This is a genomic window from Flavobacteriales bacterium, from assembly GCA_016713875.1.
Classification (GTDB): Bacteria; Bacteroidota; Bacteroidia; order Flavobacteriales_F; family PHOS-HE28; genus PHOS-HE28.
The window spans coordinates 3543927-3567323 of the sequence record JADJOI010000003.1; the positions used below are offsets into that span (position 1 = coordinate 3543927).

At 62.1% G+C, this 23397-nt stretch carries 22 protein-coding genes; 16 read left to right on the forward strand and 6 right to left on the reverse strand.

Features of this window, described 5'->3' with window-relative positions:
* Window positions 1-346: 346 nt before the first annotated feature.
* Both IPJ87_16480 and IPJ87_16485 read right to left on the reverse strand, forming a co-directional pair.
* A complete protein-coding gene (locus IPJ87_16480) occupies window positions 347-1105 on the reverse strand; it encodes a response regulator transcription factor (protein ID MBK7943445.1) in 759 nt (252 codons plus the stop codon).
* Window positions 1102-3810 carry a response regulator gene (locus tag IPJ87_16485; GenBank protein ID MBK7943446.1) on the reverse strand — a complete coding sequence of 903 codons (2709 nt, stop codon included), beginning with the start codon at window positions 3808-3810 and terminating at the stop codon, window positions 1102-1104. Before IPJ87_16485 ends, IPJ87_16480 begins: the two co-directional genes overlap by 4 nt.
* Window positions 3811-4038: 228 nt before the next feature.
* Here IPJ87_16485 and IPJ87_16490 point away from each other — a divergent pair, with 228 nt between their 5' ends.
* The 12 genes from IPJ87_16490 (at window position 4039) to IPJ87_16545 (ending at window position 17586) form a co-directional block, all read left to right on the forward strand.
* On the forward strand, window positions 4039-5703 hold the full coding sequence (locus IPJ87_16490) for a hypothetical protein (GenBank protein MBK7943447.1): 1665 nt from the start codon (window positions 4039-4041) through the stop codon (window positions 5701-5703).
* Complete coding sequence (locus IPJ87_16495; protein MBK7943448.1) at window positions 5700-7229, forward strand: T9SS type A sorting domain-containing protein; 1530 nt, start codon at window positions 5700-5702, stop codon at window positions 7227-7229. Before IPJ87_16490 ends, IPJ87_16495 begins: the two co-directional genes overlap by 4 nt.
* Before the next feature lie 23 nt (window positions 7230-7252).
* Entirely contained in the window at window positions 7253-10342 is a 3090-nt protein-coding gene (locus tag IPJ87_16500) for a histidine kinase (protein MBK7943449.1), read from the forward strand.
* Between the two features lie 13 nt (window positions 10343-10355).
* Window positions 10356-11102, forward strand: coding sequence for a response regulator transcription factor (locus IPJ87_16505; protein ID MBK7943450.1), 747 nt, complete (start codon window positions 10356-10358; stop codon window positions 11100-11102).
* A 99-nt stretch (window positions 11103-11201) separates the two neighbouring features.
* Window positions 11202-12650: a hypothetical protein gene (locus IPJ87_16510; protein ID MBK7943451.1), complete on the forward strand. Its 1449-nt coding sequence runs from the start codon at window positions 11202-11204 to the stop codon at window positions 12648-12650.
* Window positions 12651-12652: 2 nt separating this feature from the next.
* Window positions 12653-13402: a T9SS type A sorting domain-containing protein gene (locus IPJ87_16515; protein ID MBK7943452.1), complete on the forward strand. Its 750-nt coding sequence runs from the start codon at window positions 12653-12655 to the stop codon at window positions 13400-13402.
* Between the two features lie 184 nt (window positions 13403-13586).
* Window positions 13587-14351 (forward strand): hypothetical protein, encoded by a 765-nt coding sequence (locus IPJ87_16520; protein MBK7943453.1) that lies wholly within the window; start codon window positions 13587-13589, stop codon window positions 14349-14351.
* Entirely contained in the window at window positions 14348-15064 is a 717-nt protein-coding gene (locus IPJ87_16525; protein ID MBK7943454.1) for a hypothetical protein, read from the forward strand. The genes IPJ87_16520 and IPJ87_16525 overlap by 4 nt, the downstream gene beginning before the upstream one ends.
* Before the next feature lie 20 nt (window positions 15065-15084).
* Complete coding sequence (locus IPJ87_16530; GenBank protein ID MBK7943455.1) at window positions 15085-15780, forward strand: hypothetical protein; 696 nt, start codon at window positions 15085-15087, stop codon at window positions 15778-15780.
* 69 nt (window positions 15781-15849) lie between these two features.
* Window positions 15850-16092, forward strand: coding sequence for a hypothetical protein (locus IPJ87_16535; GenBank protein ID MBK7943456.1), 243 nt, complete (start codon window positions 15850-15852; stop codon window positions 16090-16092).
* A gap of 100 nt (window positions 16093-16192) precedes the next feature.
* A complete protein-coding gene (locus tag IPJ87_16540) occupies window positions 16193-17155 on the forward strand; it encodes a LamG domain-containing protein (protein ID MBK7943457.1) in 963 nt (320 codons plus the stop codon).
* A gap of 248 nt (window positions 17156-17403) precedes the next feature.
* Window positions 17404-17586, forward strand: coding sequence for a hypothetical protein (locus IPJ87_16545; GenBank protein MBK7943458.1), 183 nt, complete (start codon window positions 17404-17406; stop codon window positions 17584-17586).
* Here the strand turns inward: IPJ87_16545 and IPJ87_16550 are convergent.
* From IPJ87_16550 to IPJ87_16565, 4 genes are all read right to left on the reverse strand, one after another.
* Window positions 17567-18337: a hypothetical protein gene (locus IPJ87_16550; protein ID MBK7943459.1), complete on the reverse strand. Its 771-nt coding sequence runs from the start codon at window positions 18335-18337 to the stop codon at window positions 17567-17569. The genes IPJ87_16545 and IPJ87_16550 overlap by 20 nt on opposite strands.
* A 126-nt stretch (window positions 18338-18463) precedes the next feature.
* Entirely contained in the window at window positions 18464-18736 is a 273-nt protein-coding gene (locus IPJ87_16555; GenBank protein MBK7943460.1) for a hypothetical protein, read from the reverse strand.
* Window positions 18737-18763: 27 nt separating this feature from the next.
* Window positions 18764-19093: a type II toxin-antitoxin system RelE/ParE family toxin gene (locus tag IPJ87_16560; GenBank protein ID MBK7943461.1), complete on the reverse strand. Its 330-nt coding sequence runs from the start codon at window positions 19091-19093 to the stop codon at window positions 18764-18766.
* On the reverse strand, window positions 19083-19352 hold the full coding sequence (locus IPJ87_16565; GenBank protein ID MBK7943462.1) for a hypothetical protein: 270 nt from the start codon (window positions 19350-19352) through the stop codon (window positions 19083-19085). Before IPJ87_16565 ends, IPJ87_16560 begins: the two co-directional genes overlap by 11 nt.
* A gap of 43 nt (window positions 19353-19395) precedes the next feature.
* Between IPJ87_16565 and IPJ87_16570 the strand changes: the two genes are divergently transcribed.
* The 4 genes from IPJ87_16570 (at window position 19396) to IPJ87_16585 (ending at window position 23235) form a co-directional block, all read left to right on the forward strand.
* On the forward strand, window positions 19396-19794 hold the full coding sequence (locus IPJ87_16570; GenBank protein MBK7943463.1) for a hypothetical protein: 399 nt from the start codon (window positions 19396-19398) through the stop codon (window positions 19792-19794).
* Window positions 19795-19812: 18 nt separating this feature from the next.
* Window positions 19813-21270: an aldehyde dehydrogenase family protein gene (locus tag IPJ87_16575; GenBank protein ID MBK7943464.1), complete on the forward strand. Its 1458-nt coding sequence runs from the start codon at window positions 19813-19815 to the stop codon at window positions 21268-21270.
* Between the two features lie 223 nt (window positions 21271-21493).
* Window positions 21494-22591: a DUF262 domain-containing protein gene (locus tag IPJ87_16580; protein MBK7943465.1), complete on the forward strand. Its 1098-nt coding sequence runs from the start codon at window positions 21494-21496 to the stop codon at window positions 22589-22591.
* Window positions 22588-23235, forward strand: a complete 648-nt coding sequence (locus IPJ87_16585) for a hypothetical protein (GenBank protein MBK7943466.1) — start codon at window positions 22588-22590, stop codon at window positions 23233-23235. The genes IPJ87_16580 and IPJ87_16585 overlap by 4 nt, the downstream gene beginning before the upstream one ends.
* Window positions 23236-23397: the final 162 nt, after the last annotated feature.

A 23397-nucleotide genomic window follows, 5' to 3' on the forward strand; every position in this document is an offset into this window, starting at 1 on the left:
GTTCGCTCGCCACTAAAAGCAATTTTGAGATGCACTCTAGCGACGAGGAGCCGACGACGGAAGAGATGATCGGGGTCTATGTCAAGGATAAGTGCTTCATACCACCTGGTTGTGGTGCCGAGCTGCCCGATTCGTACTGGACTTCTCCCCGCATCGGGATGCCCTGACCTTGCAGCGGGTCAAGCCTTGGCCGCCCAGCGCGATTCCTCACGCGCTTCTTGCCGGAGGGGGGGCACGAGGCGCTCCCGCCACCGCATGATGCCAGCAGCCCGGCCAATGACATCCTCATCCGATCGCGAAAGGAGCACGGCGGGTACTGCCAGAGCGCGGATTACATCAGCCTCGATTAGAACGCGCGCCTTCCTAACGCCTCCAGGATCTCCGTCTTGCGGCGGCGACTGATCTCCACGCGGCTGCCGTCGCTCATCAGCGCTTCATCCATGGCGGTCACCTCCTGTACGTGCATGCGATTCACGATGTGGGAGCGGTGCACGCGCAGAAAGTCATTCTCCGCTAGGAACTCCTCGTAGCTGTTCAGGGTGCGGCTGCTCACCACGCGCACGCCACGCGCCATGTGGAACACGGTGTAATTGCGGTCGGCCTCGCAACGGATGATGTCGGCCACGTTGATGTGGCGGTCGCCATCGCGCATGGGGATCACCAGCGTCCTGGGGGCACCGGCCTCCTTCGTGGTGCTCACCAATCGCTCCACGCGAGCAGGCAGTACGGCACGGTTGGCGATGAAGTGCCCCAGCGCCGCATCGAATTCCGATGGCTTGATGGGCTTGAGGAGGTAGTCGAGCGCGCTGTATCGGATAGCGCGTATGGCGTACTCATCGTGGCTGGTGGTGAAGATCACGCCGAAGTCGCGGCGCGGGAGCGCATCGAGCATGGCGAAGCCATCCATGCCCTTCATCTGGATGTCGAGGAAGACGAGGTCCGGCGCATGCGCGGTGATGGATCGAACGCCTTCCGCACCACTGGCGCATTCATCCAGAACGGCCACGGCATCGGTGAAGCGCTCGAGCTGCTTGCGTATCGCTGAGCGGGAATACGCATCGTCATCGACAATGATGGCGCGCACGATACTGGTCTGCGTGCTCATGCAAGCGACTCTTCAATGGCGTGCGCAAGTTCATGCGTATCCATGCTCCATGGCCCCGATCCATCGGAAGTCCCTTGCAGCACATGATCGCATAACGCGGCGAAGCGGGCATCGCGTTCCACCAATTGCGGCCGGAGCGTATGCACGATGCGCTTCACTTCATCATGACGCTTCTCCTCGATGGCTAAGAGCAGCGCCTTGAGCCTGGGCGGCACCAGCCAGCGGTACAGCGCCACCTGGGGGTCGGTGACATCGTAGCCCACGCCGGTGCGCGCCCCGTGGTCGCCGGTGAGCCTGCCGATGGCGCTGATGAGTTCACTGGCCTGGAAGGGCTTGCTCACGCATGCATCCATGCCCGCATCGATGCAGCGCGATAGGTCGCTGGGCAGCACGCTCGCGGTGAGCGCTATGATGGGCACCTCGCGGCGCGCCGTGCTCAGCTGCCTGATGAGGCGCGTGGCCGCCATGCCATCCAGCTCGGGCATCTGCACATCCATGAGCACGAGCGCGATATCGTCGTCCTCGTCCTCTTCGACCATGCGCACCGCCTCGGTTCCTGTGCGCACCACGATCGCTTCGGAGTCCGGGTAATAGCGGCGCAGCGTCTCGGTGGTCACCAGCGCGTTCATCTCGTTGTCCTCTGCGATCAGGATGGCGTGGCCAGCCAGGCTTCCGTTGGTGGCGTGCTTGGGCTCCTTGCTCGGCGCATGGGCAGGTGCTGCGGCAACGGGCAGGGGAAGGTCAACGGTGAAGGTGGTCCCCTTGCCCACTTCGCTCTCCACTTTGATGCTGCCCTGGTGGAGATCGACGAGCTCTTTGACGATGGTGAGGCCGAGGCCCATGCCGCTGTATCGCCGTTGATCGCTGGGAGCCACTTGCGTGAAGCGGTCGAAGATGCTGGCGAGCTTCTCCTGCGGTATGCCGATGCCGTTGTCGGATACCATGATGCGGCATCGGTCATCCGCGTGCTCGATTCTGAGCCGCACGGCACCGCCGTTGGTGAACTTGAGCGCATTGCCCACGAGGTTGAGCAGGATCTGCAGCAGGCGCGCGCTGTCGCCGTGCACCCAGCGCGGCACCGAAGGCTCTATCTCCAGCAGCAATTCATCGCCTTGCTCCAGCGCACGGTGCCGCAGCATCTCTTCGCAAAGGCTGGCCGTGCGCCGCAGGTCGAAGGATTCGCTCACCAAGCGCAGTCGTCCTGCCTCGATGCGGCTGAGGTCGAGCACATCGTTGATCACCACCAGCAGGTTGTCGCCTGCTTCGCGGATGTTGCCGAGGTAGCGCGCGGTGCGTTCATCGCGGTGCTCGTGCATGAGCAGCCCGGTGAAGCCCATGATGGCATTGAGCGGTGTACGGATCTCGTGGCTCACGTTGGCCAGGAAGCGGTCCTTGGCGCGCTCGCTCTCCTCGGCACGGTCCTTCTGCCTAAGGACCTCGGCGTTCACGCGCCCGAGCTCTTCGGCGGCCTTCCGTTTCATGCGGTAGCGCGATATGAAGAGCACCAGGAATGCGGCCAGTACGAGCGCGCCTCCGATATAGGCCGTGCGTTGCGCGCGCAGGCGATCGGCGGCGGCCGTGGCTTCGGCTTCGCGGGCCTTCGACTCCACGAGTTCCTTCTCCTTCTTCTCCGTCTCGAAGCGCGTGGTCATCTCGGCCATACTGGCATCACGGTCCTGCCTCTTCAATGAATCGTCGTAAGCCACGTAGCGCTTCATCCAATCCATGGCGCCGCGCGCATCGTTCTGTACCTCCTTCGCCAATGCCAGATTGTACATGGCCTGGGCACGATCGTCACGCAGTCCCAGCGAGTCCGCCAAGTGATAGGCTTGGAGCAGGTGCTTCTCTGCCACGACGCCTTCACCTCTCGCGATGTGCAAGCTGCCTAGCAGGATGGACGCGTGAGCGAGCTCGGCCTTGCGGTCCAGCTGTATGAACAGGTCCACGCTCGCACGCGCATGCGCGACAGCGGAAGCATCGTCACCGCGGCGATGCGCCAGTTCCCCGAGGTTGTAGTGGATGTACCCCGCCATGAGCCCATCGCCGCGCGCCTTCGAGATGGCGATGCTCTGCTCGTAATGATCGATGGCCACATCGTAGCGCTCCAGAGCGCTGTTCATGTTCGCCACGGCGATATGCTCCTGCGCGAGCCGCGAGGAGTCGCCGCGAGCACTATCGAGCGAGAGCGCCTCTGCATAGTACCCCAGCGCATCCTCGAAACGCAGGAGCGCTTCGTACGAGCTCCCTATGGCGAACAACCGTGTGCTGCGCACATGGTCGTGCGAACAGCCTTTCTCCAACTTCAGCGAGCGCATGAAACAGGCCAACGCCGAATCCTGTTGCTGCTGCATCTGATGGTTCAGGCCAACGGTGTGCAGCACGCTCGCATAGTCGCAGGAGTCGCCAACGCTGAGGTAGGTGTGCATGGCCTTATCGAGCTCGATACGAGCGGAATCGAACGCGCTCTTCCGCATGTACGCATAGCCAAGGTGGGCATGCGATCGCGCGATGCCTCCATTGAACTTGATGCGTTCCGCCAATGCGACCGCCTCTCGGCCGATGGCGATGGCCTTCACCGGGTCGAGATCGGCCTGCTCGAAGCACTTCAGGCTCAAGTCCATCACCTTCAGGCTATCCGCCTTGGTCCATTGCGCGACCAGCGATGACGAGAAGAGCGTGAACAGGATGAGCAGGACTGAACGCATCGGCCCAAGGTACCGATGCACTTCCGTGCTCGCCCTCTCCGCTGGATAATCAAGTTGCCGCTCGCACATTCCGGGGCATTCGCGGAACATGGATCGATGCTCGGCCGTTCGCTCAACGTATCACCGCTCGATCACCGTTCATGGACATGAGGGCCTTGCGCACGTTCAACTTGCCTAAACAAGCACCGGATGAACCGAACCAGACCACGAGCCTTTTCTTTCTTCCGTGTGAACGCGCTGGAAGCCCTGGCCATGCTGCTTCTAACTCTGGCCTTCGTGTTCCTGCTCTCCATTGGTGCATCGGCGCAGGGTGGGGTGGGCATCAACAACCCGGCGCCACATGCGAGTGCCTTGCTCGACCTCACGAGCACGAACAAAGGCCTGCTCATGCCGCGCATGACCTCCGCGCAACGCACGGCCATCGCTGCGCCCGCGACCGGTCTGCTGGTCTTCGACACATCGCTCAATGCGTTCTGGTATTACGACGGCGCGGCGTGGGTGCCGCTCGCTACAGGCAGCGGGTCGGGTTGGAGCACCACCGGAAATGCAGGCACCAATCCGGCCATCAATTTCCTCGGCACCACGGATAATCAAGCGCTGCGTTTCCGGGTGAACGGCCAGCATGCCGGTCGGCTGGACCCGGCGGGCGGCAACAGCACCTTCGGTCTGAACGCAGGCGCGCTGATCACGGGCACGGGCAACACCTTCGTCGGGTCCGGCAGCGGCGCAGCGAATGCGAGCGGTTCGAACAACGTGTTCGTTGGCGCAGGGACCGGGGCCACGAACGCCTGGGGATCGGAGAACACGTACTTGGGAGCAGGTGCAGGGTCCAATACGTCATGGGGCGCCATGAACACGATCGTGGGTCACGATGCCGGCCGTAGTGCCACAGCCAACCAGAACACGTTGGTGGGCGACCGTTGCGGATACTCCACCACCACCGGTGGGCTCAATACGTTCATGGGGAAATCCGCCGGCTACTGGAACACCACCGGATCATACAATACCTTCCTTGGCAATCAGGCGGGATTCTTCAACAGCACAGCTGAGTTCAACACATTCGTGGGTTTCGGCGCCGGGTATGCGAACACCACGGGGGCTGAGAACGCCTTCTTCGGCGCGTCGGCCGGAGGGGCCAACACCACCGGCGCCAACAACACCTTCGTGGGCTCCGATGCCGGCGATGCGAACACTTTGGGCAGCGCGAACACCTTCATGGGGCGCGAGGCCGGAACCAGCAACACCGTCGGGACCTGGAACACCTTCATCGGCGGTAATGCCGGATCGAACAACACAACTGCGAACTCCAACACCATGGTGGGCTGGGGAGCGGGTTTCTCCACCACGACCGGCGCGTCGAACACCTTCCTCGGCGTTGGCTCAGGCACGGCCAACACCGTCGGGAGCTCGAACACTTATGTAGGCAGCAACGCCGGTGGTGTGGCGAACCTGAACAAGGCCGTGGCCATCGGATTCAACGCGCAGGTGACCCAGAACAACAGCCTGGCGCTGGGAGGTACAGGCGCCGACGCGGTGAAGGTCGGCATCGGCACCACCGCGCCTGCGGCCGAGCTGGAAGTGAACGGCTTCACAATGCTCGGCTCCAATGCGCCGAAAGTGAAGATGTTGAAGCTGACCGGGACAACGGCCGCCAGCCAGGGGGCCTTTGTGGCGCTGCCCCACGGATTGAATGCGGCGAAGATCCTGGCCGTGAACGTATTGGTGGAGTCAGCGCCCGGCTCCAACTGGATGGCGCCCGATTTCACGCATGTGGCCGGATACCAATACGAGTACATGGTGCACTTCCTGAACATCGTGATCTATAACAACGCCACGAATTCGGCCAACATCCTGGGCAAACCGATCAAGGTGCTCATCACCTACGAGCAATGAGGAGGTTCACGGTCCTGCTCCTGTACGCTTGTTCGCTCACGCTCCATGCGCAGCTGCTCACCAACAGCGGCGCTGCCATGACCGTGCAAGCCGGCGCGCAGCTCACCGTCCAGGGCGAAGTGCTCAACGCTGCCAGCGGCACGATCAACAATAGCGGCACCATCGATCTCAACGGCAACTGGACCAACAACGCCGGCAATGATTGCTTCGGCAATAGCGAGGGAACGGTGATCCTTAACGGCGCAGGACAGCAGATCGGCGGATCGAGCTACACCATGTTCAATCACCTCGCGCTCGCTGGTGGCGATGTCACCTTGTTGCAGAACGCCTTCGTTGGCGGAGGAGCCCTGAGCATCGAGAGCGGTGTGCTCGCACTGGGTTCGGCACGCCTCTTCCTCAACAGCAGACAGATCGGCATCACCAACAGCGACCCTGCGGCAATGACTCGCACAACAGGTTTCGTCGTGAGCGAGACCGGTCCTGGCCTTGGTTACGGACGGGTGCGGTGGGACATCGCCGATCATGCACCGGCCGTGTACACCGTGCCGTTCGGTAGCGACGCGAGCGGAGACTTTCTCCCATTGAACCTGGACCTTACCGTTGCGGGAAGTGGCAGTTCGGCGTGGTTCACCTTCGCCACCTACCCGACGGATCCGTTCGCATTGCCCAACAACAGGCCATTGCCCGCGGGCATGACTTCGTTCACGGATCTTGCGGGTCTCGAGAACGCCCACAACGTGGTTGATCGTTTCTGGGTCATCGACACCGAGGAGTATCTCACTGAGCCCACGGCGGCACTGCGTTTCACATACCGCGACAGCGAGTGGAACGCCGGGACAAATGCCATCGTGGAGAGTACGCTTCAAGCCCAACGTTGGGATGGTGCGTTGTGGAGCAACCCGCCCATAGGCACCGTGAACACGCTGGCGAACACGGTGACGGCCCCTCCGGTGAACCTCTTCGCACAGGTATGGGCGCTGGTGCAGAGCTCCACACCGCTGCCCGTGGAATTGCTCGCGTTCGATGCGGAACCCGATGGCGATGATGTGCGCTGCACGTGGTCAACGGCGAGCGAGCAGAACAACGACTTCTTCACGGTGGAGCGCAGCCGAGATGGTGTTGTGTTCGATGACATCGGCGAGATGGAGGGCGCTGGCAATTCGCAACAGGTCTTGGGGTACTCGTTCTTGGATCCATCGCCTTACGCGGGTCTCTCTTATTACCGTTTGCGTCAAACCGACTTCGATGGAACCGAGACATGGTCGCAAGTCGTGGCGGTGGTGTTCGATCCGATAGGGAGCAGCCAACTGGCTGTTTACCCGAATCCAGCTCGTGATCAACTCATGCTCGCTGGCCTGCCGGACAACACCACGCGCATTGTTCTCTTCGATGCCACTGGTCGTTTGGTGCGCACTTGGAGCAACACCACGCTGCTCGACGATCTCGGCGACTTGGAGCGCGGGGTTTACACGGTGGGCGTGGAGAGCGAAGAGGGGATCACGAGCGTGAGGGTTGTGCTGGAGTGAGCGCTTCGCGCGATCTTGCGTTCGTGAGGGCGCTGATCTTGATCTGTGCATTGGTGCTGCCCGCGCTCTTGCGAGGGCAGGATGGCGGCAGGCCCCTTCGCTTCCTCAGCCTGACCGAGCGCGATGGCCTGCCGTTCCGCAACGCGCGATGCCTGCATGTGGACGACCGCGGGGCCTTGTGGATCGGCACGCGGCAGGGGCTCGCCGTGTATGATGGCGGTGTTCTTGTTCCGGTGCCGTTGGACACCGTTCGGACACAGCCGGACATCGCGGAGATCGTGCACGACAGCACCGGCACCTTATGGCTGGGCACAACGCGCGGGCTCTACCGTCTCGATCCGCGCACCAGGCTCTGGAAGCACTGGAAGCTGCCATGGGTGACCAAGCGGAACGGTTTCGTGGATGCGGTCTCCAGCCTGTGCATCACGGCCGATGACCAGCTCTATGGCGGAGGTGAAGGCGGCCTGTTCCGGTTCGATCCGGCGCATGAGCGCTTCGACAGCCTTGGCGTGAACGGGCGCAGGATCACCACGGCCAGCGCCATCATCCGTACCGACAGCGCGGGCACGGGTTTCTGGGCGACGAACGTGGAGCACAAGCTCATGTACTTCAGCACGCGCGACGGCCTGTTCCGCCATCAGGGCCATAACCCCGGAGCGCATCCTTTGCTCACCGGTCTGAGCGAGGAGTGCATGGTCGTTGATGGGCAGGGGAACATCTGGCTGGCCCGCAACCCCGACCCGGGCCTGCGGTGCTATTCCCCGGGCGACGGCCGCATGCGTGCATGGAGCCACCTGCCCGGGCATCCGGGGATCGCTGTGATGAGCTGGCCGGGAATGCGCACCGATGCCGCCGGGAGGATCTGGATGATGGGAACGGATTTCTATCCCATGCGCTTCGATCCAATGGACAGCAGCGTGGTGCGCGTGGCCAACGCCCCCGATGATCCAGGGACCATCGCCAGCAACTTCATCTCCGATGTGGCCATGGACAGGGAAGGGCGCACCTGGTTCGCGACGAACAGTGGCGTGAGCGTCCTGGTGGAAGAAGGGTTCACCTATGCCGTGCATCACATGGGCCGGCTGGTCGATGACCGCACGGATGTCTATGTCGCCGCCATCGAAGGCACCGCCGATGGCACCTTGTGGATGGCCACGGAGCTGGGCCTGCTGAGCTACGATCCCCGCGCGAACGCGAAGCGCCGTGACCTGTTGGATCCCTCTGAAGCGAGGAGCAACGCCATCCTCGACCTGTGCGAGCGAGGCGGTGTGCTGTGGCTCGCCACGCGCAATGGCATCTGGTCCTTCGACCCGCATACACGTAGAGCCAGGCATTTCACCGGCCTCCCGCCGGACGCGGGGAGCATGCGCGGCGTGGTGTACGCATGGATCACGAAGGACCGCCAGGGGATGATCTGGGCCGGCACCTGGGGCCGAGGGCTCGTGCGCATCGACCCTGCCACGAACGCGTGCACCTGGTTCGCCCCCGATGACGCTGATCCGAAAGCACCGCTGAGCGGCCAGCTCTTGTGCGCGACCAGCACGCGCGATGGCGATCTCTGGATCGGTCATGGTGGCAAGGGGCTCATGCGCTATGTGACGAGCACCGGCCGGTTCGAGCGGGTGCCGGTGCACGGAATGCCGAACGACAGCGCCCACACCATCGTGCTCGCGATCCAGGAGGATCCCAGCGGCAGGTTGTGGCTGGGCGTGCGGGACGTGGGCCTGGTGCGGTTCGAGCCAGCCACCGGCCGCACGGAGGTCTTCGGTTACGAGCATGGTCTGCGTGGCCTGGTCATCCAAGCGATGCGGATCGACAAGCGCGGCCGTCCGTGGGTGGGTACCACGAATGAGCTGGCCTGCTTCGATCCGGAGCAGAAGCGCTTCGTCGCCATGCCGGTGGCCCCCGGTGGGGCCTTTTCCGATTTCGAAGCGGGCTGCGCCGCGCTCAAGGACGGTGATCTCGTCTTCTCCTCGGTGAACACGCTCGTGCGGTTCGATCCGCTGAGCTTCGATGCCCCCGCTCCGCCACCCGCCCCGGCCCTGCGCGAAGCGCACGTGTACAACCACCGCCTGCCGTGGCTGCCCGGCGACAGCCTGGTGCTGGGCCATGAACAGGACCAGGTCGATCTGCGTTTCGGCGCGCCATCGTTGCCCCGCGCCATCGTCGCGTACAGCTATTTCCTCGACGGCGTTTCGCGCGAGTGGGTGACCACCGCCACCGGTGTCGCGCGTTTCGATCATGTGGCGCCGGGCGAGTACACGCTGCGGATGAAGGCGCGGGATCGATGGGGGAACTGGAGCCCGGAAGGCGCGCTCCGGTTCAGCGTGGTGCCGCCCTGGTGGCGGACGCTGTGGGCGCGCGGGCTCTTCGCGCTCGCCATCGCCGGCCTGATCGTGGTGAGCTTCCGCCTGCGGCTGAACTGGATCCGGAGGCGCGAGCGGAAGGAGGAGGCCATGGCGCGTTCCATGAACGAGCTGCGTCTGCAAGCGCTCAGCGCGCAGATGGATCCCCATTTCGTGTTCAACAGCCTCAACAGCATCGATCGCTTCATCCTCATGCAGCGGAGCGAGGAGGCCTCCCGTTACCTGAACCGCTTCGCCAAGCTGATCCGGCTGATCCTGCACCGGACGGACCAATTGACCGTGCCGCTGAAGAAGGAGGTGGAGATGCTCGGATACTACATGGAGCTTGAATCGCTGCGGTTCGAGACGCCGTTCAGCTTCGAGCTGAAGACCGACCCGCGCCTGCTGGATCGCGATGTGCGCCTGCCGCCCATGCTGGTGCAGCCGTTCGTTGAGAACGCCATCTGGCACGGCCTGCAGCATAAGCAGGGGCCCGGTCGCCTTCAGGTGGACTTCAGACTGCACGGCGAGGACCTGCTCATCACCGTGGAGGACGATGGGGTGGGGCGCGAGGCGAGCGCGCGGATCAACGCCCAGCGCCGCAGCGACCACCAGAGCAAGGCCACCGAGCTCACGGAGAACCGCTTGGAACTGCTGCGCCGCAACGCCGGATTGCACAGCCGCGTGGAGATCATCGACCTTCGCGATGCGGCCGGCGAGGCCTCGGGAACACGCGTGGCGATCACGCTTTCACTCGACGAGGGGTAATGCCCTTGACCCCATGTTGAACGCGATCCTCATCGACGACGAAGCGAACGCGCGGGAGAAGCTCGGCTTCATGCTCGAGCAGTATTGCGCCGCGAGCGTGAAGCTGGTGGCGCAGGCGCGCAATGTGGAAGAGGGCCTTGCCGCGATCGCCGCGCACCGGCCGCAACTGGTCTTCCTGGATGTGGAGATGCCCGGCGAGAGCGGCTTCGACCTGTTGCGACGCGTGGGCAGGCCCGAATTCGAAGTGGTGTTCACCACGGCGCACGATCACTATGCGATCAAGGCGATCAAGTTCGCCGCCGTGGACTACCTCTTGAAGCCGATCGACGTGGATCAGCTGCGCGAGGCCATTGCCCGCGTCGTGGAGAAGCGAGCAGGTGCCTCACAGGATTGCCGCATCGAGCAGCTGGTGGAATCCACGCGGCAGGGCGCGCAGGTGAGCAGCGTCAGCGTGCCTTCGCAGGATGGCTTCGTGCGCGTGAAGCTCACCGACATCATCTGGTGCGGGGCGGAGCGCTACTTCACCATCTTCCACCTCACGGGCGGGAAGGAGCTCGTGGCCACGCGCTCGCTGGGCGACTTCGAGGAGCTGCTCGACGGCAGCGGGTTCGTGCGCATCCACCACGGCCACCTCGTGAGCCTCGAGCACATCGCGCGCTACATCAAGGGCGAGGGCGGGCAGGTGGTGATGAGCGATGGCAGGACCCTGGACGTGAGCCGGCGCAAGAAGGAGGAGCTGATGAAGCGCCTCGGGAAGTAGCGCGCCCGCCAGTTATCGCGCGCGGCCGCCAGTTATCGGATGGGCCTTTTCGGGCCTGCGGGGTCGCGGGACTTTTGGCCGCACAGAACGACAACGGCCATGCGCGCGATCACGCCTTCCCTCCTTTTCCCGCTCTGCCTTGCGCCCACGCTCGCCGGCGCGCAGCTCAACATCAGCCTCGGCGACCGGTCGATCAAAGTGAACAACGGCAGCACGCTCGAATGCTCCGGGAACGTGATCATGTCGAATGCCGCCAACCGCATCTGGCTGAACGGCGTGCTGCGCGTGAACAACCCTTCGACCACCGCCTTCAACGTGAGCGCGGGCGGCATCGTGAACGAATACACGGGCACGGGCAGCGGAGTGGTCTGGAACATGAACCAGGCCGCCACTTACAGCCTGCCGTTCGTGAATGGCTCCGCGCAACCGATCCCCTTGGTGATCACACCGACCAGCGCGTTCGCGGGCACCCGTGATGTGTCCGCCTCCACGTACGCCAGTGCCAGCAACAACACACCTACGCCGTTCCTGGTGAGCAATACGCAGATCAACGGGAGCGAGGGCAGTACGCTGATGGCCGACCGCTTCTGGTCGCTCAGCAGCTCGCAGTTGATGGATGCGACCGTTGCGTTCAACCACGGAACGAGCGAGGATGCAGCGGCAGGCACCACGGCGATGCAGGCCAGACAGTGGTTCCTGGGCACGTGGAACAACATGGCCGCGAACCAGGTCCAGACCGGACAGCGACAGGTCACGGGCACGGTGAGCTTCGCGGCGAGCAATCGCCATTGGGTGCTGGCGCAGGAACCCGGCGTGCTGATCGCCCCGCGCATCTTCCTCGACGGTCCGTATGTGAGCGGCACAGGCATGATGGGCGACGGCCTGCGCGCGAACAACCTGATCCCGCTCACGGAGCCGTACACCGCCATGGGTGTGCCGATGAGCAGCTACGCATGGCCGCCGATCCAGTCGTCCGTGCTCGCCATCACCGGGGGCAATGCCATCGTGGATTGGGTGCTGGTCGATCTTCATTCCAGCATGGACGCCGCACAGCGCGTGATGACGAAGGCGGCGCTCTTGCAGCGCGATGGCGATGTGGTGGAGCTCGATGGCATCTCCGCCTTGCGCGTCCCTGCGCCGGCCGGCTCGTACTACGTGGCCATACGTCACCGCAACCACTTCGGCTGCATGACCGCGGCGCCCATCGCCTTGAGCGGTGCCATCACGAGCCTCGACCTCACGCAGCCCGGCACCGCCACCTACGGCTTGAACGCCCGCAAGAGCAACAGCGGCGTGATGACACTCTGGAGCGGCAATGTGATGCGCGACGCGATGCTGAAGTACACCGGGGCGAGCAACGACCGGGACCCCATCCTCACGGCGATCGGTGGCTCCGTGCCCACCAACGTGGTCACTGGATACGCGCTTTCCGATGTGAACATGGACGGCTCCACCAAGTACACGGGATCGGCCAACGACCGCGACCCCATCCTCAGCAACATCGGCGGTTCCGTGCCCACCAACACGCTTACCGAACAACTCCCTTGATCATGATCCGCGCATGGTTCCCGTTCCTGCTGCTACCGGCAGCGCTCAATGCCCAAGCGGTGGTCGATATCCGGCTGCGGCTTGCATCGCCCAACGAGACCCACGTGGTGCTGCTGCCGCACGACGACCACCACGGCGTGTTCAGCAGCGTGGCCTTCACCCTGCGCTGGCCAGCTGACGGAAGCCTGGAGATCACGGCCGTGCAGTCTGATCCGGCCTGCGGGGCTACGGTGGCCGTCAGCGGCGAAGCCGATGAAGAGGCGGGCCGCTACCATCAGGTCTTCGCTGGCTTCGGCTTCACCTCGCTCGATGACATCGGCGCACCGTGGGCCGCTGGTGAAGAGGTGGTGGTGCTCACGGTATCGCACACGGGTGCGGGAGCGCTGGAGCTGGTCAATGACGACTGGTCGGCCGCGCACAACGGCGACTACTACCTCTCGCTGAACGGAGCTGACCGCACCGGTGAAGTGCTTGAAGCCTTGGCCACCGCACTGCCGGAGAACGAGCAGAGGGCCGATGCGCATGTGATCGCTTATCCGAACCCCACGGATGGGCCGCTGACCGTGGCGATCCCCACGGGGATGGGGCCCGCGCGCGTGCGGATCCTGGATGGTGCAGGGCGCGTGGTCCTGGCACCGGGCATCGTCGCAGCAAGCATGACCGTTGATCTCGGCGCGCTCCCCGCTGGTTGCTATGTGATGCGATGCCAGGGGCCGGGATGGATCCACGAACAACGCATAACCAAGCAGTGAAGCCATGCGCGCGCGACGCAGGATGCCGGGCTTGCTGATGGAAGCGGTCATGCTGCTGGTCATCACAGCGGTGATCCTCATCGCCCTCTCCGTAGGCCGATAACAGATGAGAGAGCACCACCAGCCTGCCGGAAGACGCCAGCCGAATGCACGATCGACACATGACTCCAGAACTGAGACTTCCATGAAAACAGGAACGTACATGAACGAACGGGACCGCTCGGTCACAACCGCGACGCGCTGGACATGGCGCGATCTGCAGGATGCCCTCTTCTCGTTGCTGCTGGCCATGGCCGTGGTCGGGCTCAGTGCGCTGTCGGCCGCTGCCCAGAACGGCGTGGCCATCGGAACAGGCAACCCCACCGCCGACCCTTCGGCCGCGCTGGATGTGCAGAGCACCACGCAGGGCATGCTCTTCCCACGCATGACCGCCACGCAGCGCAACGCCATCGCCGCGCCTGCCACTGGCCTCATCGTCTTCGACACCTCATTGAACGAGTTCTTCTTCTTCGACGGAACCCAATGGCGTCAATGGGACGATTGGAGCCGCAACGGATCGGACGTGTACCGCATGGGCAATGTGGGCATCGGCGTGGCCGACCCCGCATTCTCGCTGGACGTGAACGGAAGCGCGCGCGTGCAGGGCTACACCAAGCTCGGTGGCGATGCGGCCACGCCGGCCATCCGGCAGAAGCTCATCACCACCAACCTGGGCGCAGGGCCCAGCACCACCATCGCGCACGGCCTCGACCAATCGAAGATCATCGGCACCAGCATGCGCGCGCAAACGACCGGAGGCTCATGGGTGGATGCGAGCGAGACCGGCGGAACCGGATCCAAGTTCCTCTGGAAGCTGACGGCCGCTTCCTACGTGGTCTCGCATACCGCCGCCACCGGCGGTTTCCTGGCGAACCAACCCATCCGCATCCTGATCACCTACATGCAATGAAGAACTCCTCGATCCGCACCCAGGCACTTCGGCTCCTTGCGGCCGGCCCCTTCGTGCTCGCGACATGCTGTAGCGCTCCGGTGCAAGCGCAGAACGGCGTGGCCATCGGCACGGGCACCCCGGTGGCGCACCCGAGCGCCGTACTGGACGTGCAGTCCCAGAGCCTCGGCGTGCTCACCCCGCGCATGACCACCGCGCAGCGCAACGCCATCGCTTCGCCGGTGGCCGGCCTGCTCGTGTTCGACACCGATACGGATGACTTCTGGCTCTACACGGGAAGCGCCTGGGTGAAGCTGGATAAATGGGAACGGAGCGGCCTGAACCACACGCGCTACGGCAACGTGGGCGTGGGCACCGTGATCCCCAGCCACGCCATCGACGTGAACGGCGATGCGCACGTGAGCGGCTACATGCGCCTTGGCGCGGACGCGCCCGGCATACGCACGAAGCGATTCACGGCATGCACTTCAGGACCGGGCACCAGTCACAGTCAGGCGCACGGCCTGGATGCCAGCAAGGTGGTGGACGTGAGCGCGACGTGGTATTGGCCGGACGATCAGGAGTACTACCCGCCGGAGTTCAGGCCCGATGTGGGCGCGCTCACCTACCGCATCACCATCGGCAATACCTACCTGAGCGCGGCAATGAGTTCCAATGCGCATCCCGGATTCGCCGGAAGCTGCGGCGTGATCCTGGTCACTTACATGGAATGAACGACATAAGCACTTTCAACATGGCACAACAACATCGGATATTCCTCGCTCTCGTAGCATTGGGAGCCTGCTTCCTGATCGCGGACCGGACGAGCGCGCAGAGCGGCGTGGCCATCGGCGCCGGAAGCCCCACCCCCGCGAGCTGCGCGGCCCTCGATGTGCAGAGCACCACGCAGGGCGCATTGATCCCGCGCATGACCAGCGCGCAGCGCAACGCGATCGCAGCGCCCGCTCAAGGTCTGACCATCTACGACACCACCGTGGGCGATGTCTACTACTTCGACGGCACGCTCTGGCGCCGCAGCGATCAATGGCACCGCACCGGGAGCGAAGTGAGCATCACCGGGAATGTCGGGATCAACACGCTGGTTCCCTCGTACCCGCTCGATTGCAACGGCACCGGACGCGTGCAGGGCTTCACCACGCTGGGCGATGGCGCGGAGACGAGCGCCGTGAAGATGAAACTGATCACCGGCACCCTGGCCTGGGGCATTGGGATATCGCACGGGCTGGACGCCTCGAAGATCATCGGCGTGGAAGCCATGGCCCAGGGAACGGACGGCGCATGGTACTGCCCGGGCTACGACGCGGTGAGCGGATACCGCTTCCACTGGTACGCGGACGGCGCGACCATCCGGTTCGATGTGGACACACAAGGGGCCAGCGCCCAAGTGCTCAACCAGCCGGTCAAGCTGCTGGTGACCTATCGGCAGTGAGCGGGGGCTCGGGGTCGCGGATCGCGGTGTACATTGGGGCGTTCGGCGAGGCGTATTGCTTCGTTCACGATGGCAACAAAGAAGAAACCCCTCGACTGGCCCCTCGCCCCAGCCCCCGAGTCCACCGACCACGTCAAGATCCAAGAGCAATACGACCTCCTCATCAACGGCAAGTGGGTGAAGCCGAAGTCCGGCAACTACTTCGACACCATCAACCCGGCCAACGAGCAGAAGCTCGCGCGCATCGCCGAGGCCGGCGAGGCCGACAGGGGCGTCGGTGTGAAGGCCCCGCGCAAGGCCCGGATCCAGTAGATGGGCTCGCCGATTTGTTGGATCCGTTCCCTTGGTGTACCATTACGCGAGGAATTACCCGCCTGTCATGGTGGCTGGCGGGAACGCAACAACCCGCACCATGCAGCAGAACCATGCCTCTTCCACACTACTGGCCAGCTTGGGCTTTCTGTTGGCGATGTCCGCCGCCGCGCAAGTGGACCTGCAGGCCGGTCTCATTGCGTACTATCCGTTCAACGGGAATGCTGACGACGCCAGCGGCAACGGGAATCATGGCACCGTGATGGGAGCGCAGCTCACTGCGGACCGTTTCGGATGGCCCGCCGCCGCGTATCTCTTCAATGGCTCATCGCACTACATCACCATTCCGGGAAGTTCCTCGCTCGATTCGCCGGACACGGCCTTGACCATGAGCGCCTGGTTGCTGTTCAACGGAACGAGCCAATCGGGAACGACCTCGATGGATCCGGTCCTGATGAAATCCGATCAGACCGCGAATGGCTTCATGTATCGCATGGATTGCACTCCCGCCTATGTCTCTGCAGCTACCGGCAATTGGCTGCACGTGACCGACATTGACACGGCCAATGTACTCGGCACGTGGTACCTGATCACGGTCGCGATGTCACCGGATACCGCGCGGATCTACATCAATGACGCCCTCGTGGCGACCAACGCGTACACGCCGCTGCTCACGCCCGATGGCCGGCCCTTGGAGATCGGCCGCGACATGCCTGGCGGGATCGAGTTTTTCAACGGCATCATCGACGAAGTGCGCATCTACGACCGTGCACTGAGCGCGGATGAGGCGGCCGCACTCTACGACTTCGCCACAGCTGAGGAAGGCCTGTCGGCGCAAGGTGGAGCGCCATCGTTTGTTGCCGTGGCCGGTGGTGTGCGGGTGGATGCGCGCGCTGGTGCGTGGTCCGCGCAGGTGATCGACCCCAGCGGCCGGATGATCGCATCGCACTCTTCCAGTTCGAAGGATGCGGCGGTGCTGCCCGTGCCAACGTCCGGTCTTTACGTGGTGACCTGCCGCACGGCCCAAGGTGTGTTCAGCCGGAAGCTCTTCGTGGAGCGTTGATGCATTTGTCTGCGACGGCGTAACCGTATAGGCGCCTGGTCGCCTCGGCCCGATGGGGCCGGTGGCGATGCTCCCATTGCTCAGGTTGCATCGCGGCTATCTTCGTCGCTCGCCCGCACGAGAACAGCAACGGCGACCAACGCATGGCCAAGAAGTAAGCCCTCGACTGGACCCTCGCCCCCGCCCCCGAGTCCACCGACCACGTCAAGCTCAACGCTCAATACGAGCTCTTCATCAACGGCAAGTGGGTGAAGCCCAAGAGCGGCAAGTACTTCGACATCATCAACCCCGCCAACGAGCAGAAGCTCGCGCGCATCGCCGAGGTGGACCTCCCCAAGGAACCGCACCGCAACAGGTTGAACGTGCTGATGAGCCGCACGAACCACCTGGCGTACCACCGTGGGCAGTTGATCATGTTGGCTGAGAAGTAGGAGGCTCGTCACCAACTGCCGCCACCGCCTCCTCCACCAAAGCCGCCCCCGCCGAAGCCCCCGAATCCACCACCACCACCACCATCACCACCGGCTCCACCAAAGCCACCCACGAATGCGCTACCATCCTCGGTACCGCCAAGCGTGAGTTCGAGGTAGCGCAGGATCGAGAAGACTGCTGCCAGATCCGAGCGACGAGGGGCGCGGCCTTCAGTTCCTCACGCGTGTCGTCGTCCAGCAACACGACGCAGCTCCACAGATCCTGCACGTGCTGCAACGATCGCTCCCATCCTCCGGGCAACTTGCCACCAATGTCCTTCTCCACCGTGAAGAGGAGATCTCGTGTACGTCGGCAAGCTTCGCGGCCTAGCTTAGAACGGAAATGCCTGGTATGGAGGAATCCCCCGGCCTTGAGGTCTTTGTACAGGTACTCGTACTTGAAGCGCTCGTGGTCCTCGATCTCCTCCTCTATCACTCGCCGCAGGTCCACAAGCATGATCGCCCGGTCAGGCGGGATCAGGTTCCAGGCGAAGGTCTGCGCGCTTGCGTCAGCGGCAGGAGCTATGCCTCGCGAAAGGAACAACCGCGTCATCATGCGCGGACGAGACCGCCCCACCATCACATCCTCATAGTGCACCTTCAAGGCTCCAGTGAAGCAGAGGTGCTGGAAAGTGTGGTACAGCATCGTCTCACCCGAGGACAGGATCGGATGCCGCAGATAGCAATAGGCCTGAGGGGAGAGCGTTGGCATATGCGTGGACCAAGTTCCTGTTTTGTGATCAACAGGCCATCCATCTTCGATCCATGGCCATCAAGAGCAAGAAGATCGTCCTCGACCAGAACAAGCGTCGCTCCCCGGGAAAGGGCCGTGACCGCCTCAGCGTGGCTTCACGGTGCGCAGCACATACACCGTCTCCGCGATCGTGAACGCGTCATCCATCGTTTCCATCGTCCACGGCGAGTCGAGGATCTCCGCTCCGTCAGGTCCGTAAACCTGCCACCACCATTGCTTCATGTCCATCTTCTCCACACGAAGCGTGTAACCGTCCTCTGTTCTGGCAACGAAATCGTCATCTGATGCGGTGGCCTCGGATGCTCCGCTCGTGGTGAGCCAGGTTACCGGTGCGAAGGGGCTCGGGCGGATGGGCATGAGCGGTCCGTACGCGCTGCGAGAAGCTCAGCGTGGCAGTTCCTTCAGCAGTTCATCAAGCTCCGCCCTGCTCACTGATGATTGCTCCGCCTTGTCATAGACCGTAAGCAGATGCACCTCCTTCGCCACATGGAACACGCATGTGACCACGCGAGCGCCGCCTGACTTGCCAGCACCTTTTGACTTGATGGCGATCCGCACCTTGAAGCAATGCTTGCCAATGGATGTGCCCTGCTCCGGATCTTGCTCCAACGATCCGATCAGCTCGTCGAGCTCGTGCTTCAACGAGGCGTACTTCTTGATCAGCCGCTTCGCTCTCGTCTTGAACGTGCGGGTGACGCTGACGCTATAGCTCATTCAGGAACTCTCTGGCTGATTGAAGTTTCCTCTTGCCCGCGAGGTGGTCCTTCACCTCCTTCACAGCCTGTTTGATATCGGCCACGAAGCGTTTCTCTTTCGTTGTCAGTTTTCGCTTCGCCGCCTTTGGCTTTGGTCGACCGGTGCCCTTGGTCGTCTTGGGTATACGCTCGACCGCAACGCCCTCGATCTCGTGCAGGATGTCCGTGACGAGCTTCTCCTTGTCCGGGTTCGTTATGCGCACCAGCAACTCTCTCATGGTGCCGCCAAGTTAAGGCGAGTTGGACGCCTATCTTCGGCGCATGGCCAAGAAGCAAGCCCTCGACTGGACCCTCGCCCCCGCCCCTGAGTCCAAGGACCATGGCCGCGGTGACCGGCTTCTGTCTTGGATTTGCGGCTTTCTTCTCGCCTTATTCTTCCTGCTCAGCATTCTCGACCTCTCTGATTTCTTGAAGGATCCAAGTCAGCACGCCATTGGTCAAGGATCGGCCACAGCGGAGGATGGTTGGCGTGAGCGATACTTGAATAGAGAGTTGACCTTCCTGGTCGGAACAGCTGCGTTATTCGGACTTATTGTTTACGCTGCGTGGAATCCGAAACAGGCTTGGACGAAGTACGCGTTACGGATCACGACGATCGGAGTGGTGGGATTTGTCGCGATGGGATACATCGCCTGGATCTGCGGCGGGTTTGATCATTGAACACGAAGGGAACGAACTATGGCAACCAAGAAGAAAGCAATTAACTGGGCGCTTGCTCCAGCACCGGAATCGAAAGACCACGTCAAGATCAACGCCCAATACGAGCTCTTCATCAACGGCAAGTGGGTGAAGCCCAGGAGCGGCAAGTACTTCGACACCATCAACCCAGCCAACGAGCAGAAGCTCGCGCGCATCGCCGAGGCCAATGAAGCCGATGTGGACGCCGCCGTGAAGGCCGCCCGCAAGGCCTACGACACCGTGTGGAGCAAGATGCCCGCGGCCGAACGCGCCAAGTACATCTACCGCATCGCGCGCTTGCTTCAGGAGAAGGCCCGCGAGTTCGCCGTCATCGAGAGCATGGACGGCGGCAAGGCCATCCGCGAAAGCCGCGACGTGGACGTGCCCCTCGCCGCCGCGCACTTCTTCTACTACGCCGGTTGGGCCGACAAGCTGCACTACGCCTTCCCTGGAAAGACCGTATCGCCGCTCGGCGTGGCGGGCCAGGTCATCCCCTGGAACTTCCCGCTGCTCATGGCCGCGTGGAAACTCGCGCCCGCACTGGCCTGCGGCAACACCGTGGTGCTGAAACCCGCCGAGACCACACCGCTCACCGCGCTCAAGCTCGCCGAACTGCTGCAAGAGGCCGAACTCCCCGATGGCGTCGTCAACATCGTTACCGGTGCGGGTGCCACGGGCGCGGCGGTCGTCAACCACCCCGATGTCAACAAGGTCGCCTTCACCGGCAGCACCGGCGTGGGCAAGCTCATCCAGCGCGCCACCGCGGGCAGCGGCAAGAAGCTCACCCTCGAGCTCGGCGGCAAGGCGGCCAACATCATCTTCGCCGACGCCGCCATCGACCAGGCCGTCGAAGGCATCATCAACGGCATCTACTTCAACCAGGGCCACGTGTGCTGCGCCGGCAGCCGCCTCTTCGTGGAGGAAGGCGTCTACGACGAGGTCATCCGCAAGCTCAAGCACCGCATGCGCTCGCTCGTGGTGGGCGATCCGCTCGACAAGAACACCGACATCGGCGCCATCAACAGCCGCGAGCAGCTCGGCACCATCAACAAATACCTCAAGGCCGGCGTGGCCGACGGTGCCGAGATGTACCAGCCCACCTGCGACCTGCCCAGCAAAGGCTTCTGGTGCCGCCCCACGCTCTTCCTCAACGTGGCGCAGAGCGCGCGCATCGCGCAGGAGGAGATCTTCGGTCCGGTGCTCGCCATCCAGACCTTCCGCACCGTGGACGAAGTGATCCAGAAAGCCAACAACACGCCCTACGGCCTCAGCGCCGGCGTGTGGACGGACAAGGGCAGCAAGATCTTCAACCTTACCAGCAAATTGCGCGCGGGCGTCATCTGGGCCAACACCTACAACAAGTTCGATCCCACCTCACCCTTCGGCGGCTACAAGGAGAGCGGGTATGGGCGGGAAGGCGGGGTGCATGGGTTGGGGGCGTATCTCAAGCTCAATTGAGGTGTGATGTGTGAGTGCGGAGCCGTGAGGTGTGAAGGGGCGCCACCTCACACCTCACAAATAACACTTCACACTTCAGCTTTCTTTGTTGGGGCGTTCCGGCTCGAAGACTCGCCGTCGGGCTTTCCCCTTCAAGTCCTCGACCGGATTACCGGCCTCCGGGCTTTCCGGTCCAATCCCTAACGCGAACTCAGTTCGTACATTCCGCATCAACACAGTTCCCATGGCACTAGAGCAGGAAATTGAAACGGGCAGACAGGACATATACGCCGAAGGCTATGATATGTCCTTTGGCGAATTGGCAAGTCTCTACAGGAACAAAGAGCTAGTCATCAACCCGGCTTACCAGCGCCTTTTCCGATGGGAGGATTCTCAGAAGACGAAGTTCATTGAATCAATTCTACTTCGGATACCAGTGCCCCCGATTTTCGTTTTCCAAAAGGAGGACGGTGTTTGGGAACTCATTGATGGCTTGCAACGTCTCTCTACTGTGTTTGAGTTCATGGGTATCCTTCGGAAGGATGAAGACAAGCTGTATCCGCCGTCTATTATGGAGGGAACAACACTGCTTCCTTCTCTGGGTGGGAAGCTCTGGGAGAAGGAAGACGACGAGGCCAACTCCTTGACTAGTGCGCAGCGAATTGAAGTGAAGCGCACACGGATACGTGTTGAGATTCTGCAGAAGGGAAGCTCGCCGAACGCTAAGTTCGAATTGTTCCAGCGGCTCAACACAGGGGGCACTCCTCTGTCTGAGCAAGAGGTACGGAACTGTGTTATGATCATGATAGACTCCTCCTTCTATGAGTGGGTTGAGGGTCTGTCAAAAGATCAGGCATTCTCGGGCACCGTTAGTTTAACAGAAACCGCAATCGAGAAGAGGGAGGACATGGAGTTCGTTCTCCGGTATCTCACCTTCATGAAGGTTCCTTACACTAACGGGTTGGATGTGCACGAGTACTTGGACATTGCAACAATCAAAATGGCGACAGACAAGGCGCTGGATCGATCGTTTGAGCAACAGAGATTCCAAGCGACCTTCGCGCTCATCAGGGATGCCTTAGGGTCGGGGGCTTTCAAGCGCTTTGATGGCTCAGGGCATTCGGGCAAGTTTCTTACCTCAATTTTCGAAGTGTTGGCGGTAGGTGTGGCGAGCAACTTGCAAGCCATTGAGGCTTTGGGTAACCCGGCCGATTTCGTAAAGAAGAAGGCTCAAGCACTTGGAACAGAAACAACCTATCAGCGGAATACAGGCGCCGGTGTTCGTGGTACCACGCGTCTGTCAAACCTCCTCTCTTGGGGAGTTGAGTACCTCAGGCCATGAAGCTGCGAACTGCAAGTGCAGCTCTGGATAAGATAGACGGGGAGTTTGCTTGGCGCCTCAAGGAGATTGCGGACCTGAAGCTCCAGACAAGTCTTTCTATTGGTGACCGTAGAAAGACAATCATCCGGTCAGGTGTGCCATTGTTATATGCCCACTGGGAGGGTTTCGTAAAGGCCAGCGCACAGCACTTCATCAATTTTGTCTCCAATCAGGCCATTACGTATCGAGAATTGGCGCCTTGCTTTGTCGTACGCAGTCTTCGTGGCCATATCTCGGGCCTATCAGGTCCTGGAAGCTATGCGCAGGCTATTGCTGGTGTGCAGCATCTGTTAGCATCACTTAATCAACCTTCTCAGTTGTCTCCCAATTCCCCTGTGGCCACACATTCCAACCTCAACTCGGAGCGATTCGTCGAATTGGCTTTGTCAATTGGCATTGATACAGCTCCATATTCGGCCAAATGGAATCTCATTGACGTTAGACTTCTTAGGTGCCGGAACATGATTGCACATGGTGAGTACTTGGAAATTGATCATGGTGCATTCATCACCCTGTGCAATGACGTGATACCACTTCTGAGACAATTCAAGAACGACTTGGAGAATGCGATCATGCTCAAGAAGTACGTGGTCGTTGCTGCTTGATGGAATACTTGCATGCCCCGCTCCATCGGCGGCGATTTATCCTCTCGCTTGTAGGCATGGTCTGACAGAAGAGTTTATCTGGTGTTTGTGCCTATCCGAAGTCTATTTCGCCTCTTATAAAAGCGAAAGTCATGACACGTGATGAAGTTTTAGACGTCTTCC

Coding starts and splice junctions, on each gene's coding strand:
- IPJ87_16480 (MBK7943445.1), bottom strand. CDS start 1,105: ATGAGCACGCAGACCAGTATCGTGCGCGCCATCATTGTCGATGACGAT.
- IPJ87_16485 (MBK7943446.1), bottom strand. CDS start 3,810: ATGCGTTCAGTCCTGCTCATCCTGTTCACGCTCTTCTCGTCATCGCTG.
- IPJ87_16495 (MBK7943448.1), top strand. CDS start 5,700: ATGAGGAGGTTCACGGTCCTGCTCCTGTACGCTTGTTCGCTCACGCTC.
- IPJ87_16505 (MBK7943450.1), top strand. CDS start 10,356: ATGTTGAACGCGATCCTCATCGACGACGAAGCGAACGCGCGGGAGAAG.
- IPJ87_16510 (MBK7943451.1), top strand. CDS start 11,202: ATGCGCGCGATCACGCCTTCCCTCCTTTTCCCGCTCTGCCTTGCGCCC.
- IPJ87_16515 (MBK7943452.1), top strand. CDS start 12,653: ATGATCCGCGCATGGTTCCCGTTCCTGCTGCTACCGGCAGCGCTCAAT.
- IPJ87_16520 (MBK7943453.1), top strand. CDS start 13,587: ATGAAAACAGGAACGTACATGAACGAACGGGACCGCTCGGTCACAACC.
- IPJ87_16525 (MBK7943454.1), top strand. CDS start 14,348: ATGAAGAACTCCTCGATCCGCACCCAGGCACTTCGGCTCCTTGCGGCC.
- IPJ87_16530 (MBK7943455.1), top strand. CDS start 15,085: ATGGCACAACAACATCGGATATTCCTCGCTCTCGTAGCATTGGGAGCC.
- IPJ87_16535 (MBK7943456.1), top strand. CDS start 15,850: ATGGCAACAAAGAAGAAACCCCTCGACTGGCCCCTCGCCCCAGCCCCC.
- IPJ87_16540 (MBK7943457.1), top strand. CDS start 16,193: ATGCAGCAGAACCATGCCTCTTCCACACTACTGGCCAGCTTGGGCTTT.
- IPJ87_16550 (MBK7943459.1), bottom strand. CDS start 18,337: ATGCCAACGCTCTCCCCTCAGGCCTATTGCTATCTGCGGCATCCGATC.
- IPJ87_16555 (MBK7943460.1), bottom strand. CDS start 18,736: ATGCCCATCCGCCCGAGCCCCTTCGCACCGGTAACCTGGCTCACCACG.
- IPJ87_16560 (MBK7943461.1), bottom strand. CDS start 19,093: ATGAGCTATAGCGTCAGCGTCACCCGCACGTTCAAGACGAGAGCGAAG.
- IPJ87_16565 (MBK7943462.1), bottom strand. CDS start 19,352: ATGAGAGAGTTGCTGGTGCGCATAACGAACCCGGACAAGGAGAAGCTC.
- IPJ87_16570 (MBK7943463.1), top strand. CDS start 19,396: ATGGCCAAGAAGCAAGCCCTCGACTGGACCCTCGCCCCCGCCCCTGAG.
- IPJ87_16575 (MBK7943464.1), top strand. CDS start 19,813: ATGGCAACCAAGAAGAAAGCAATTAACTGGGCGCTTGCTCCAGCACCG.
- IPJ87_16580 (MBK7943465.1), top strand. CDS start 21,494: ATGGCACTAGAGCAGGAAATTGAAACGGGCAGACAGGACATATACGCC.
- IPJ87_16585 (MBK7943466.1), top strand. CDS start 22,588: ATGAAGCTGCGAACTGCAAGTGCAGCTCTGGATAAGATAGACGGGGAG.